Below are 14367 nucleotides of genomic sequence, written 5' to 3' on the forward strand. Positions count from 1 at the left end.
TAGCGACAAGAGACGGTCGTTGAGGTTTGCCAGTCTTTGACTTCGAAAGAAGTTGGCTGTTGTTCTTTAACAATTCGTAGAGTCGAATCAGCGCTGCTAGCGGAAAGCGACTAATCGTAAAGGGTTAGATCGTACCGTGCCGCTAGTAGCATTTGATTGCGTCACCAGACTTCAACTCTGCAAATGGCAGAGAAAAGATTGAAGAACGGCATAACGCGTAATACTCAAAACAGTCCGATGAATACAAGATCGGACTGAGTCCTTGACGACAGTGCAGTCAGCGCTGTCAGAGTTATAGGGTCAAGTGACTAAGTGCATGTGGTGGATGCCTTGGCGATTACAGGCGACGAAGGACGTGATAGCCTGCGATAAGCTTCGGGGAGCTGGCAAATTAGCTTTGATCCGGAGATTTCCGAATGGGGAAACCCACCTCGCAAGAGGTATCGCATACTGAATACATAGGTATGCGAGGCGAACCGGGTGAACTGAAACATCTCAGTAGCTCGAGGAAAAGACATCAACCGAGATTCCGAAAGTAGTGGCGAGCGAAATCGGAGTAGCCCTCGTGTTTTAGCAGTTGGCATATCAGAACGGAATGGAAAGTCCGGCCATAGCGGGTGATAGCCCCGTATGAGAAATGTTGATTGTGGAACTAGGCACGAATAGAGTAGGGCGGGACACGTGAAATCCTGTCTGAATATGGGGGGACCATCCTCCAAGGCTAAATACTCGTAATCGACCGATAGTGAACCAGTACCGTGAGGGAAAGGCGAAAAGAACCCCGGGAGGGGAGTGAAATAGATCCTGAAACCGCATGCATACAAAAAGTAGGAGCCCGCAAGGGTGACTGCGTACCTTTTGTATAATGGGTCAGCGACTTACATTCAGTGGCGAGCTTAACCGAATAGGGAAGGCGCAGGGAAACCGAGTCCGAATAGGGCGATTCAGTCGCTGGGTGTAGACCCGAAACCAAGTGATCTATCCATGGCCAGGATGAAGGCACCGTAACAGGTGCTGGAGGTCCGAACCGACTAGTGTTGCAAAACTAGCGGATGAGCTGTGGATAGGGGTGAAAGGCTAAACAAACTTGGAAATAGCTGGTTCTCTCCGAAAACTATTTAGGTAGTGCCTCAAGTATTACCATCGGGGGTAGAGCACTGTTATGGCTAGGGGGTCATGGCGACTTACCAAACCATTGCAAACTCCGAATACCGATGAGTACAGCTTGGGAGACAGAGCACCGGGTGCTAACGTCCGGACTCAAGAGGGAAACAACCCAGACCGCCAGCTAAGGTCCCCAAAATTGGCTAAGTGGGAAACGAAGTGGGAAGGCTAAAACAGTCAGGATGTTGGCTTAGAAGCAGCCATCATTTAAAGAAAGCGTAATAGCTCACTGATCGAGTCGTCCTGCGCGGAAGATGTAACGGGGCTAAGCCAGTTACCGAAGCTGCGGATGTGCAATTTATTGCACGTGGTAGGAGAGCGTTCTGTAAGCCTGTGAAGGTGGGTTGTGAAGCCTGCTGGAGGTATCAGAAGTGCGAATGCTGACATGAGTAGCGTTAAAGGGGGTGAAAAGCCCCCTCGCCGTAAGCGCAAGGTTTCCTACGCAACGTTCATCGGCGTAGGGTGAGTCGGCCCCTAAGGCGAGGCAGAGATGCGTAGCTGATGGGAAACAGGTCAATATTCCTGTACCGATCAATAGTGCGATGTGGGGACGGAGAAGGTTAGCTCAGCCGGGTGTTGGATGTCCCGGTTCAAGCCTGTAGTCGTGCTCGGTAGGCAAATCCGCCGGGCTTAGATGAGGGGTGATAACGAGTCTGCTTGCAGACGAAGTGAGTGATACCCTGCTTCCAGGAAAAGCCACTAAGCTTCAGCTATTGACGACCGTACCGCAAACCGACACTGGTGCGCGTGATGAGTATTCTCAGGCGCTTGAGAGAACTCTGGAGAAGGAACTCGGCAAATTGACACCGTAACTTCGGAAGAAGGTGTGCCTTTAGTAGGTGAACCATTTACTTGGGGAGCCCAATGAGGCCGCAGAGAATCGGTGGCTGCGACTGTTTATTAAAAACACAGCACTCTGCAAAGACGAAAGTCGACGTATAGGGTGTGACGCCTGCCCGGTGCTGGAAGATTAAATGATGGGGTGCAAGCTCTTGACTGAAGTCCCAGTAAACGGCGGCCGTAACTATAACGGTCCTAAGGTAGCGAAATTCCTTGTCGGGTAAGTTCCGACCTGCACGAATGGCGTAACGATGGCCACACTGTCTCCTCCAGAGACTCAGCGAAGTTGAAATGTTTGTGATGATGCAATCTCCCCGCGGAAAGACGGAAAGACCCCATGAACCTTTACTGTAGCTTTACATTGGACTTTGAACAGATCTGTGTAGGATAGGTGGGAGGCTTTGAAGTGAGGACGCTAGTTCTCATGGAGCCAACGTTGAAATACCACCCTGGTGTGTTTGAGGTTCTAACCTTGTCCCGTTATCCGGGATGGGGACAGTGTATGGTGGGCAGTTTGACTGGGGCGGTCTCCTCCCAAAGTGTAACGGAGGAGTTCGAAGGTACGCTAGGCACGGTCGGAAATCGTGCTGATAGTGCATTGGCATAAGCGTGCTTGACTGCGAGACTGACAAGTCGAGCAGGTACGAAAGTAGGACAAAGTGATCCGGTGGTTCTGTATGGAAGGGCCATCGCTCAACGGATAAAAGGTACTCTGGGGATAACAGGCTGATACCGCCCAAGAGTTCATATCGACGGCGGTGTTTGGCACCTCGATGTCGGCTCATCTCATCCTGGGGCTGTAGCCGGTCCCAAGGGTATGGCTGTTCGCCATTTAAAGAGGTACGTGAGCTGGGTTTAAAACGTCGTGAGACAGTTTGGTCCCTATCTTCCGTGGGCGCTGCAAGATTGAGAGAGCCTGCTCCTAGTACGAGAGGACCGGAGTGGACGCACCTCTGGTGTACCGGTTGTCACGCCAGTGGCATTGCCGGGTAGCTAAGTGCGGAAGAGATAACCGCTGAAAGCATCTAAGCGGGAAACTCGTCTCAAGATGAGTCTTGCCGGGGCCTTGAGCCCCCTGAAGAGTCGTTCGAGACCAGGACGTTGATAGGCTGGGTGTGGAAGCGCAGTAATGCGTTAAGCTGACCAGTACTAATTGCTCGTGAGGCTTGACCCTATAACTTTGACAGTCCAGACCATCTGGCATCTGCTCAAAGACCAGGATTACAAGTTACGTCGTTCTTCAAACTGAAGACGCAATCAAATCAAAGCTGATTCACGCACTATAGCCATCGCTATAATGCAACTCTACGAATTGGGTTTGCTGTTCCAGCAACAGCAGACCAACCAGTCAAGCCTGATGACCATAGCGACTTGGTCCCACTCCTTCCCATCCCGAACAGGACAGTGAAACGAGTCAGCGCCGATGATAGTGCGGATTCCCGTGTGAAAGTAGGTCATCGTCAGGCTATTTACCCCCAAAACCCCTCTCAGAGTTCCTCTGAGAGGGGTTTTGCTTTTGGCGGCGTAAATAACTTCGGAGCTATTCCAGCTTCGCCGAGCGGTTGCGCCAGGTGCTTGGCGAAATACCCACCTGCCGCTGATAGAAGCGCGTGAAATAGGCCTGATCGCAGAAACCCAGCCCATGAGCGATCTGCTTGATGCTCAGCGTGGTGTAGGCCAGTTCGCGCTGCGCCTCCAGCAGCAGCCTGGCCTGCAACAGAGCCAGGGCCGAGCAGCCCAGCACCTGCTGGCAGACGCGGTTCAGCTGCGTGCTCGTGATGCCCAGCCGCTCCGCGCAATGGGCCAGGGCGGGCTGGCGGCGGTAGTCCCGCTCGATCAGGGCGCGGTAGCGTCGCACATGCTCCGTCGCGCGAGTGCCGATCTGCGGTGTTGTGCCGGTGAGAACATCGGCGTCGGTTGGCGGCAGCCGGCGCGCGCAGGCCACCAGCAGCTGCAGCAGGGCGCCATCGATCTCGAGCGAGCGCCAGCGGCGGTCCGCCTCCAGAAAGACCCGTCGCAGATGGTGGGCCGCCTGCGCCAGCTGCTCGACCTCCGTCATGCCGACCGCCAGCGCAAACGCGCCGGGCGCCATCAAGCGCTGCTCCAGCGCCGGTTCTTCACTGAGCAGCTTGCGCAGATGCTGGGCCTGCACCGTGATGACCAGCCCCTCGACCTGGGGCTCGAACACAAAGCCATGCATCACCGCCGGCGGCAGCAGCAGCAGGCCGGGGCCCTGGATGGCCGAGGTGCGGCCGTCGATGCTGGCCTCGCAGCCGCCGCGCTCGATCCAGAACAGCTGGAACAGCAGCGGGTGGCGGTGCGCCCGGATCTTCCAATGGTGCAGGCGGCTGCGCTCGGCGATCGACTCGCAATGCAGCCAGTCGACGCCGAAGGCGCCGCCCTGCGCCTGCTCGCCGTACAGGGAATAGGTCGGTAGCGGAGACTCCATCGATGCGGCCCGGTTGCTTGTTGCGGATCGCCCGCGAGTGTTCGAATTGTGCAAATCCGGGGCGCATCCGTCCATTGAGGGCAAGCCCGGCCGGACCTAGGCTTGAAGCCTATGAGCGACAGCCCGGTCCGCACCCAGGTCCTGATCGTCGGCGCCGGCCCGGCGGGGCTGCTGCTGGGCCAGCTGCTGGCGCGCGCCGGCATCGACAACGTGATCCTTGAGCTGCGCAGCGCCGCCCATGTGCTGTCGCGCATCCGCGCCGGCGTGCTGGAGCCGGGCACCGTGGCCCTGCTCGAGGAGGCCGGCGTCGCGGCGCGCCTGCATCGCGAGGGATTGCGCCATGGCGGCTTCGAGATCTGCGTCGATGGCGCCCTGCACCGTATCGACCTGCAGGCCCTCGTTGGCCAGCAGGTGACGGTCTACGGCCAGACCGAGCTGACGCGCGACCTGATGGAGGCGCGCGCCGCCGCGGGCCTGAGCACCCTCTACGAGGTCGACGATGTCAGGCCGCTGGAGATCGAGGGCACCGAGCCGCGGGTCGCCTTCGTCCATGCCGGCCAGCGCCGCGAGATCCGCTGCGACTTCATCGCCGGCTGCGATGGCTTCCATGGCGTCTGCCGCGCCAGCATCCCGGCCGAGCGGTTGCGCACTTACGAGAAGGTCTATCCCTTTGGCTGGCTGGGCCTGCTGGCCGATGTGCCGCCGGTGGCGCCGGAGCTGATCTATGTGCGGCACGAGCGCGGCTTCGCGCTGTGCAGCCAGCGCAGCCCGACGCGCAGCCGCTACTACCTGCAGGTGCCGGCCGGCGCGGCGCTCGAGGCCTGGCCCGACAGCGTCTTCTGGGCCGAACTGCGCCGCCGGCTGCCGAGCGCGGTGGCGGCCGCGCTGCATGAGGGGCCGGCGATCGAGAAGAGTATTGCCCCGCTGCGCAGCTTCGTCACCGAGCCGATGCGCCATGGCCGCCTGTTCCTGGCCGGCGATGCGGCCCATATCGTGCCGCCCACCGGCGCCAAGGGCTTGAATCTCGCCGCTTCCGACGTGGCCTATCTCCGGCAGGGGCTAGGCGATTTCTACCGCCGGGGCAGCAGCGCCGGGCTCGACGCCTACTCGCAGCGCTGCCTGCAGCGGATCTGGAAGGCGGAACGCTTCTCCTGGTGGATGACCTCGCTGCTGCACCGCTTTCCATCTCAGGGCGACGCGGCCTTCGACCAGCGCCTGCAGGAGGCCGAGTTGGCCTATCTGCTGTCCTCCGCTCATGGGCGCGGCATGATCGCGGAGAACTATGTGGGCCTGCCGCTCTGAACGAAGGAAAGGGATGAGGACCATGATGCGTTTCGACCCGGTGCCCGATGGCGTCTACCCGCGGCTGATCTATCCGCCCTACAAATCGACCCAGGCGCGCGGCCCCAGCCAGGCGCCGCTGCGCCTGCAGGCGCCGGTGGCGGCACAGCCGGGGCCGGGCTTTGCGCGCGCGCTGCTGCGGCCCTTTGATGCCGACCTGACCCGCCAGGGCAGCGCCGAGCCGCTGGGCGAGAAGATCGTCGTCACCGGCCGGGTGCTGGACGAGGACGGCCGCCCGGTGCGCGACTCGCTGATCGAGGTCTGGCAATGCAATGCCGCCGGCCGCTACTGGCACAAGAAGGACCAGCATGCCGCGCCGCTGGACCCGAACTTCTTCGGCCTGGGCAAGCTGCTGACCGATGCGGCCGGTCGCTATCGTTTCATCACGATCAAACCCGGCCCCTATCCCTGGGGCAACCACGACAAGGCCTGGCGCCCGGCCCATATCCATTTCTCGCTGTTCGGCAACGTACATGCGCAGCGCCTGGTGACGCAAATGTATTTCCCCGCCGATCCGCTGTTCGATTTCGATCCGATCTTCCAGGGCATCCCCGACGCCGCCGCGCGCCAGCGCCTGGTCGCGCGTTTCTCGATGGACGAGACGGTGGGCGGCGAGATGCTGGGCTATGTGTTCGACATCGTGCTGCGCGGCCGCGCAGCCACGCCCTTCGGCCTCTGAGGACGCGATATGGACGATCACCGCTGCGCCCTGACCAGTTCCCAGACCATCGGTCCCTTTCCGCACGAGGCCTGGGCCTGGGCAGCCATGGCGGAGCGCCCGGCCTCGGCCACCCTGTGCATCCGCGGCCGCCTGCTCGATGGGCAGGGCCAGGCGATCAACGATGGCTGGATCGAGGCCTGGAGCCCGGCCGTGCTCGAGCGGGAGCAGGGGGCGGCCATGCCCGGCTTTCGCCGCGTCGCCACCGACGAGGCCGGCGCCTTCATGCTCTGGCTGACGCCGACCGGCCGGCCCGGTGAGCCGGCGGCCCATATCACGGTGTTCGCCCGCGGCCTGCTGAAGCATCAGCATTGCGCCCTGTTCCTGGCCGACGATCCCGGCCTCGCCGGTTCGGCCCTGCTGGCCCAGGTACCCGAGTCCCGCCGCCACAGCCTGATCGCGCAAGTCCTGACCCCGGGCGAGGGCGGGCCCGGCTACCGCTGGGACATCCGCCTGCAGGGCGATGCCGGCAGCGAGACGGTGTTCTTCGACTACGTCTGAGCCCCGCGCCGGGCTCTTCAGGCAGATTGTGCGAACAGCGGCGACAATAGCCGCCAGGCGGGCCATGAGCCCGCCGCCTTTTTGTCGATCCGGAGTCTTATGAAGAGCGTCACTTCTAAAATACGCGCATGGTCCGCCAGGGCCCTGCTGTCCGTCGGCCTGAGCGCCGTCGCCATCGCGCTGTCTGCGAACGCCGCACCCGCTGCCGCGCCGCTGCCCAAGACCGCCTTTGTCTACATGAGCCCGGTCGGCGATGCCGGTTGGACCTACCAGCATGAGCAGGGCCGCCGCGCCGCCGAGAAGGCCCTGCCTGGCTTGCAGTCGACGATGGTCGAGAACGTGGCCGAGGGCCCCGATTCGGAGCGCGTGATGCGCGACCTGGTCCAGCAGGGCCACCAGCTGATCTTCGCCACCAGCTTCGGCTATCTGGAACCGGCGCTGCGCGTCGCGGCCGAGTTCCCGCAGGTGCGGATCGAGCATGCCGGCGGCTACAAGACCGCGCCGAACTTGAACACCTACAACGCCCGCTTCTACGAGGGCCGCTACCTCGCGGGCCTGCTGGCCGCCAAGAGCAGCAAGAGCGGCATCGCCGGCTATGTGGCGGGCTTCCCGCTGCCCGAGGTGGTGCAGGGCATCAACGCCTTCGCGCTGGGCATGCAGGCGGTCAATCCGAAGGCGCAGGTGAAGGTGATCTGGCTCAACGCCTGGTACGACCCGCCGCGCGAGCGCGAGGCCGCGCTGACCCTGATCCACCAGGGCGCCGATGTGCTGACCAACCACAGCGGCTCGCCCGCGGTGCCGCAGACGGCCGAGGAAAAGGGCGTCAAGCTGATCGCCTACACCAGCGACATGAGCCGTTTTGCGCCCAAGGCGCAGCTCGCGGCGGTCACGCACCACTGGGGGCCGTACTACGCGCAGCGCATTCAGGCGCTGCAGTCCGGCCAGTGGAAGCCGCAGCCCACCTGGGGCGGGTTGAAGAGCGGCATGATCGAGCTGTCGGCGCTGAATGCCGAGGTGCCCAAGGCGACGCGGGCGCTGATCGAACAACGCCGCAAGGACATCGTCGCCGGCCGCTTCGCGCCCTTCTCGGGCCGCCTGGTCGATGCCCAGGGGCAGGAGCGCCTGGCCAAGGGCCAGCTCGACGACACGGCGATCGCGACGATGAACTGGTTCGTGCAGGGCGTGCAGGGCGGCGTTACAAGTCCCCGCTGACGAGCGGCGGCGGCAGCGCCTAGACTCCCGGGCAGCATCAATGCCTGGGAGGGGCCATGAGGTCTGCCACCACAACAAGAACGACCACGCGCGGCCTGCTGGCTGCGTTCCTGCTGCTGTTACTCAACGCCACGGCCGTCCAGGCCGCCAGCGTCGTCCAGGTCAGCCCGCAGGGCGAGGTGGCGCAGGCGCGCCAGCTGCGCCTGCGCTTTTCCGAAGCGGTGGTGCCGCAGGGCGATCCGCGCCTGCCGGATCCGGCCGCGCTGTCCTGCGATGGCCTGCCTGCGCCCAAGGGCAACGGCCGCTGGTCCGGTGCCAACGAATGGCTGTTCGATCTGAACGAGCCGCTGCCGGCCGGCGCACGCTGCCGCATCGCGCTGCGCGCCGAGTTCAAGCCGCTGCAGGGCGAGCTGAGCGGCCCGCGCGAGTTCACGTTCAACACCGGCGCGCCCAGCGTCGTGCAGGTCGAGCCCTGGCCGGACAGCCGGATCGAGGAGGGCCAGGCCTTCCTGCTGCAGCTGACCGGCGCGATCAAGCCCGAGAGCCTGGCGCGCGGCGCCTGGTGCGAGGCGGAGGGCATCGGCGAACGCCTGCCGGTGCGCGCGATCATCGGGCCCGAGCGCGAGGCGCTGCTGAAGAGCAAGCGCATCGCCGCCCGGCTGCAGGAGCGCTACCTGCTCCTGAGCTGCCAGCGCCCGCTGCCGCCCAAGGCGCGCGTGCGCCTGGTCTGGGGGCCGGGTCTTGCCTCGGCGCTGAACCCGCAGCTGCTGACGCGCGCCGAACAGCGCTTCGACTACCAGGTGCGCGAGCCGCTGACGGCCGAGTTCAGCTGCGAGCGCGAGCGTGCCGGCGCACCCTGCCTGCCGATCCGGCCGCTGGCGCTGCGCTTCTCCGATCCGGTGCCGCGCGAGGCGGCGCTGGCCGTGCGGCTGAAACCCGCCAGCGGTGCTGCCATCGCGCCGCTGATCGACAAGGACGACAAGTCGCCCGAGCTGTCCGAGATCCGCTTCCCGACGCCGCTGGCCGAGAACGCGGCCTTCACGCTCGAGCTGCCCGCCTCGATCAAGGACGCCAGCGGCCGGCCGCTGGCCAACGCCGCCAGCTTCCCGCTGAAGGTCACCACCGGCGGCGCGCCGCCGATCGCCAAGTTCGCGGCCGCGCCCTTCGGCATCGTCGAGCTGCCGACCGAGCGCGAGGCCGGCAGCCCCGCGCTGCTGCCGATCACCCTGCGCCACACGCAGCCGGACATGGCGGCCGGCGCGGTGCGCATCAAGCGCCTGGAGACCGACGCCGAGGTGCTGGCCGCCTACCTGAAGCTCAAGCGCTGGCATGAGACCCAGCTGCCGGCGCGCGAGCTCGGCCTGCCCCGCTCGCAATGGACCGAGACGGTGGAGGACACCAACGCGCAGGGCCGCACCATCTCGCGCCAGGTGACCCGCTATGTCGCGACCCGCGAGGTGCCGCTGCTGGACGCCAGGGACCCGGCCGCGCAACAGCTGACCCTGCCGGCGCTGCAGGCCGAGGGCAAGGAGGCGCGGCCCTTCGAGGTCGTCGGCCTGCCGATCGCCAAGCCCGGCTATCACCTGGTCGAGATCGCCTCGCCCCGCCTGGGCCAGGCACTCTTGGACAAGGCGCAGGCGATGTATGTGCGCACCGGCGTGCTGGTCACGAACCTGGGCGTGCATTTCAAATGGGGGCGCGAGAACAGCCTGGTCTGGGTCACCAGCCTGGACCGCGGCCGGCCGGTGGCCGGCGCCGAGGTGGCGGTCAGCGATTGCCGCGGCAAGCGCCTGTGGGCCGGCCGGACCGATGCGCAGGGCCGCGCCGCGGTGCCGCAGGCGCTGGAGCTGCCGCGCGGCAGTTCCGACGAGCGCTGTGAGGGCGAGTACGGCTTCTTCGTCACCGCCCGCAGCAAGAGCCCGCTGGGCGTGCAGGACATGGCCTTCGTGTTCAGCGGCTGGAACCGCGGCATCGAGTCCTGGCGCTTCAACCACCCAACCGCGCGCGGTGCTGCGCCCGATGCGCGCGCCCACACCGTGCTGGACCGCAGCCTGCTGCGCGCCGGCGAGACGGTGTCGATGAAGCACTATTTCCGCTTCGAAACCGGGCAAGGCCTGACCCTGCCCAAGCCCGATCAGCTGCCGACCCGCGTGCGCCTGACCCATGAGGGCAGCGGCCAGGAGTTCCTGCTGCCCGAGCCGCTGGCCTGGGAGGGGCAGCGCAGCGCCCTGAGCCAATGGGCGATCCCGCCGGCCGCCAAGCTGGGCGTCTACCAGGTCAGCCTGGAGCGCGGCGAGGGGGCAGCCAAGCGCAGCTGGCCCAGCGGCGACTTCCGCGTCGAGGAGTTCCGCGTGCCGCTGGTGGAGGCGCGGCTGACCCCGCCCAAGGGCCCGCTGGTCGCGCCCGGTGAGCTGAAGATCCCGGCGCAGCTGAACTATCTGTCGGGCGGCGGCATGGCCCAGGTGTCGCTGTCGGTCTCGGCCCTCTTGCGCCCGCGCGGCCTCAACTTCGCCGGCTATGAGGATTTCCAGTTCCAGCCGCCGCGCGATCCGCAGTCGCAGCAAGCGGACGCAACGGAGGAGGGCGGCGAGGACGCGCCGCAGCGCAACGCCAAGTTGGTGGCCGACAAGCTGGCCCTGAGCACCGACCGCCAGGGCGCGGCCACCATCGTGCTGAAGGGCCTGCCCAAGCTGAGCGAACCCAGCGAGCTGCTGGCCGAGGTGAGCTTCAACGATCCGAACGGCGAGCGCCAGACCCGCGCGCTGCTGCTGCCGCTGTGGTCGGCCAAGCTGGCGCTGGGCTTGCGCGCCGCGTCCTGGGCCAGCAACCGCGGCAAGGTCGCCTTCAAGGCGGTGGCGCTGGACCTGAACGGCAAGCCGCTGGCGGGCCAGGCGGTCGCGGTGCGCGCCCGGGTCACCCAGACCCTGTCGACCCGCAAGCGCATGGTCGGCGGCTTCTATGCCTACGACAACCGGGTCGAGGTCAAGGAGCTGGGCGCGGTCTGCGAGGGCAAGAGCGATGCGCAGGGCCTGCTGGCCTGCGAGGCTCAGCTCGATGCCGCGGGCCAGGTGGAACTGATCGCCGCGGCCAAGGATGCCGACGGCCGCCTGGTCGAGGCCGCCACCAGTGTCTGGATCACGCGCCAGGGCGAGCTCTGGTTCGCCCAGGACAACGACGACCGCATCGACCTGCTGCCGGAAAAGCGCAGCTATGAGCCCGGCGAGACCGCGCGGCTGCAGCTGCGCATGCCCTACCGCGAGGCGACCGCGCTGGTCGCGATCGAGCGCGAGGGCATCATCGACAGCCGGGTCGTCACGGTGCGCGGCGACGACCCGACCATCGAGCTGAAGATCGAGCGCGACTGGTCGCCCAATGTCTATGTCTCGGTGCTGGCGCTGCGCGGCCGGGTGCACCATGTGCCCTGGTACAGCTTCTTCACCTGGGGCTGGCGCGCGCCGCGCGACTGGTGGCGCGACTGGCGCGCCGGCCGCGACTACCAGGCGCCCACCGCGATGGTGGACCTGGCCAAGCCCTCGTTCAAGCTGGGCGTCGCGGCGTTGCAGGTGGGGCTGGCGCGGCACCGGCTGCAGGTGACGGTGACGCCCGACAAGCCGCAGTACGGCGTGCGCCAGAAGGCGCTGGCCCGCATCAAGGTGCAGGGCGCCGACGGCCAGCCGGCCGCCGGCGCCGAGCTGGCCTTCGCCGCGGTCGACGAGGGCCTGCTGGCGTTGCGTCCGAACCAGAGCTGGGACCTGCTCGACGCGATGCTGCGCGCGCGAGCCTGGGGCGTCGAGACCGCCAGCGCGCAGAGCGAGATCATCGGCCGGCGCCATTACGGCCGCAAGGCGGTGGCCGCGGGCGGCGGCGGCGGGCGCGGCGCGACGCGCGAGCTGTTCGACACCCTGCTGCTGTGGCAGCCGCGTGTGAAACTGGATGCCAAGGGCGAGGCCCTGGTCGAGGTGCCGCTGAACGATTCGCTGACGGGCTTCCGCCTGGTGGCGGTGGCCGATGCCGGCGCCCAGGCCTTCGGCAGCGCGCAGACGACGATCCGCGTCACGCAGGACCTGCAGCTGCTGTCGGGCCTGCCGCCGCTGGTGCGCGAGGGCGACCAGTTCCAGGCGCTGCTGACCCTGCGCAACACCACCGGCCGGGAGATGAAGCTGCGCGCCGGCCTGAGCGGCAGCGCCAACATCGGCTCGGAGGCCGGGCCGGAGCTGCGGCGCGAGCCACTGAACCTGCCGGCGCAAGACCTGACCCTGGCCGCCGGCGCCGCGCGCGAGCTGCAATGGACCGTCACCGTGCCGCCGGGCGCGGTCAGCCTGGCCTGGGAGGCCGAGGTGGCGGAGCAGGGCGGCGGTGGTGCGCGCGACCGCATGAAGACCACGCAGCTGGTGCAGCCGGCGGTGCCGGTGCGCGTGCTGCAGGCCAGCCTGACGCAGCTGGATGGGCGTTTGAGCCTGCCGATCGCCGCGCCGGCCGATGCGCTGCCGGGCCGCGGCGGCATCAACGTGGCGCTGCAGCCCAGCCTGTCGGGTGCGCTGCCGGGGCTGCGGCGCTTCTTCGAGACCTATCCCTACAGCTGCCTGGAGCAGCTGAGCTCCAAGGCGCTGGGTCTCGGCGATGCGAAGCAGTGGCAGGCGCTGATGGGCCGGTTGCCGACCTACCTCGACAGCGACGGCCTGGCCAACTACTTCCCGCCGCGCGGCGACCAGGCGCCGCAGGGCAGCGACCGCCTGACCGCCTACCTGCTGGCGGCCTCGCACGAGGCCGGCCAGGCTCTGCCGGACGGTGCGCGCGATGCGATGCTGGATGGGCTCTCGGCCTTCGTCGAGGGCCGCGTGCAGCGGCGCTTCTGGTCGCCCAAGCCAGACGCCGAGGTGCGGCGCATCGCCGCGCTGGAGGCGCTGTCGCGCTACGGGCGCGCCAGCGCGCGCCTGCTGGCGACGGTGGAGGCGCGCAATATCGGCACCTGGCCGACCGCCGCGCTGATCGACTGGCTGCAGATCCATCGCCGCGTCGCGGGCGCGCCGGAGCGCGACAAGCGCATCGCCGAGGCCGAGTCGCAGTTGCGCAGCCGCCTGAACTATGCCGGCACGACGCTGAAGTTCAGCAACGAGGAGGGCGATGCCTGGTGGTGGCTGATGGACAGCGCCGATGCCAATGCCGCGCGCCTGATCCTCGCGGTGCTCGAGTCGCCGGGCTGGAAGGACGAGCTGCCGCGCCTGGTGACCGGCGCGCTGGGCCGCCAGAAGCAAGGTTCCTGGGGCACGACCACGGCCAACCTCTGGGGCGTGCTGGCGCTGCAGAAGTTCGCGGCGCGCTACGAGTCGGTCAAGCCGGCCGGCCGCAGCGTTGCGAGCCTGGGCGACAAGAGCCAGAGCTTCGACTGGGCGCGCGAGCCCAAGGGCGGCGCGCTGCTGCTGCCCTGGCCGGCGCAGGCCGGCAGCTTGGCGGTGGAGCAGCAGGGCGCGGGCAAGCCCTGGGTCACGGTGCAGAGCCTGGCCGCGCTGCCGCTGAAGGCGCCGCTGGTCTCCGGCTACCGCGTCAGCAAGAGCCTGCAGCCGATCGAGCAGAAGGTGAAGGAGCGCTGGAGCCGCGGCGACGTGGTGCGCGTGCGTCTGGAGCTGGAGGCGCAGGCCGATATGAGCTGGGTTGTGCTGTCCGATCCGGTGCCGGGCGGCGCCACCATCCTGGGCTCGGGCCTGGGCGGCGACTCGGCGATCGCGACCCAGGCCGAGCAGCGCGAGGGCAGCGCCTGGCTGGCCTATGAGGAGCGCGCCTTCGAGGCCTGGCGCGGCTATTACCAGTACCTGCCGCGCGGCAAGCATGTGATCGAGTACACGCTGCGCCTGAACAACCCGGGCCGCTTCCAGCTGCCGCCGACGCGCGCCGAGGCGATGTATGCACCGGATAGCTTCGGGGAGCTGCCGAATTCGGCGCTGGAGGTTCAGCCGTGACAGCACTTCGACGCAGGACGCCAATGGCGGCCTGCTCCGTCGCCCCATGTTTCGCCGGCTGAGGGCTTTGCGCCAAGAGCAGGGGGCGGGGAGCTTCGCTCATGCTTCAGGCTTGCGCCTGAAGCGCTCACCAGGCACAAGTAGTCCACCGGACTACTTGTGTCCGGGTTCGCTCCTCCGGACCG

At 66.3% G+C, this 14367-nt stretch carries 6 protein-coding genes and 2 rRNA genes; 7 read left to right on the plus strand and 1 reads right to left on the minus strand.

Annotated features, from left to right (window positions below; all coding sequences use genetic code 11):
* Positions 1-298 precede the first annotated feature (298 nt).
* Both G8A07_RS08915 and rrf read left to right on the plus strand, forming a co-directional pair.
* Positions 299-3178: ribosomal RNA gene (locus G8A07_RS08915) — 23S ribosomal RNA — on the plus strand.
* Positions 3179-3357: 179 nt separating this feature from the next.
* Positions 3358-3470: ribosomal RNA gene (gene rrf / locus G8A07_RS08920) — 5S ribosomal RNA — on the plus strand.
* Between the two features lie 74 nt (positions 3471-3544).
* Here the strand turns inward: rrf and G8A07_RS08925 are convergent.
* Entirely contained in the window at positions 3545-4453 is a 909-nt protein-coding gene (locus G8A07_RS08925; protein ID WP_195796667.1) for a helix-turn-helix domain-containing protein, read from the minus strand.
* Between the two features lie 111 nt (positions 4454-4564).
* Here G8A07_RS08925 and pobA point away from each other — a divergent pair, with 111 nt between their 5' ends.
* From pobA to G8A07_RS08950, 5 genes are all read left to right on the plus strand, one after another.
* Positions 4565-5755: a 4-hydroxybenzoate 3-monooxygenase gene (gene pobA, locus G8A07_RS08930; RefSeq protein ID WP_195796668.1), complete on the plus strand. Its 1191-nt coding sequence runs from the start codon at positions 4565-4567 to the stop codon at positions 5753-5755.
* Between the two features lie 25 nt (positions 5756-5780).
* The gene (pcaH, locus tag G8A07_RS08935; RefSeq protein ID WP_195797680.1) at positions 5781-6473 is read left to right on the plus strand and encodes a protocatechuate 3,4-dioxygenase subunit beta; all 693 of its coding nucleotides are present in this window, start codon (positions 5781-5783) and stop codon (positions 6471-6473) included.
* A 9-nt stretch (positions 6474-6482) separates the two neighbouring features.
* The gene (locus G8A07_RS08940; RefSeq protein WP_195796669.1) at positions 6483-7013 is read left to right on the plus strand and encodes a protocatechuate 3,4-dioxygenase; all 531 of its coding nucleotides are present in this window, start codon (positions 6483-6485) and stop codon (positions 7011-7013) included.
* Positions 7014-7112: 99 nt separating this feature from the next.
* Positions 7113-8225: a BMP family ABC transporter substrate-binding protein gene (locus G8A07_RS08945; RefSeq protein ID WP_195796670.1), complete on the plus strand. Its 1113-nt coding sequence runs from the start codon at positions 7113-7115 to the stop codon at positions 8223-8225.
* 56 nt (positions 8226-8281) lie between these two features.
* Positions 8282-14182, plus strand: coding sequence for an alpha-2-macroglobulin (locus G8A07_RS08950; protein WP_195796671.1), 5901 nt, complete (start codon positions 8282-8284; stop codon positions 14180-14182).
* Positions 14183-14367: the final 185 nt, after the last annotated feature.

This window comes from Roseateles sp. DAIF2 (assembly GCF_015624425.1).
Taxonomy (GTDB): Bacteria; Pseudomonadota; Gammaproteobacteria; order Burkholderiales; family Burkholderiaceae_C; genus Kinneretia.

What these genes read in the sequence shown, in the direction of transcription:
- G8A07_RS08925 (WP_195796667.1), bottom strand. Translation starts at nt 4,453, where the DNA reads ATGGAGTCTCCGCTACCGACCTATTCCCTGTACGGCGAGCAGGCGCAG.
- pobA (WP_195796668.1), top strand. Translation starts at nt 4,565, where the DNA reads ATGAGCGACAGCCCGGTCCGCACCCAGGTCCTGATCGTCGGCGCCGGC.
- pcaH (WP_195797680.1), top strand. Translation starts at nt 5,781, where the DNA reads ATGCGTTTCGACCCGGTGCCCGATGGCGTCTACCCGCGGCTGATCTAT.
- G8A07_RS08940 (WP_195796669.1), top strand. Translation starts at nt 6,483, where the DNA reads ATGGACGATCACCGCTGCGCCCTGACCAGTTCCCAGACCATCGGTCCC.
- G8A07_RS08945 (WP_195796670.1), top strand. Translation starts at nt 7,113, where the DNA reads ATGAAGAGCGTCACTTCTAAAATACGCGCATGGTCCGCCAGGGCCCTG.
- G8A07_RS08950 (WP_195796671.1), top strand. Translation starts at nt 8,282, where the DNA reads ATGAGGTCTGCCACCACAACAAGAACGACCACGCGCGGCCTGCTGGCT.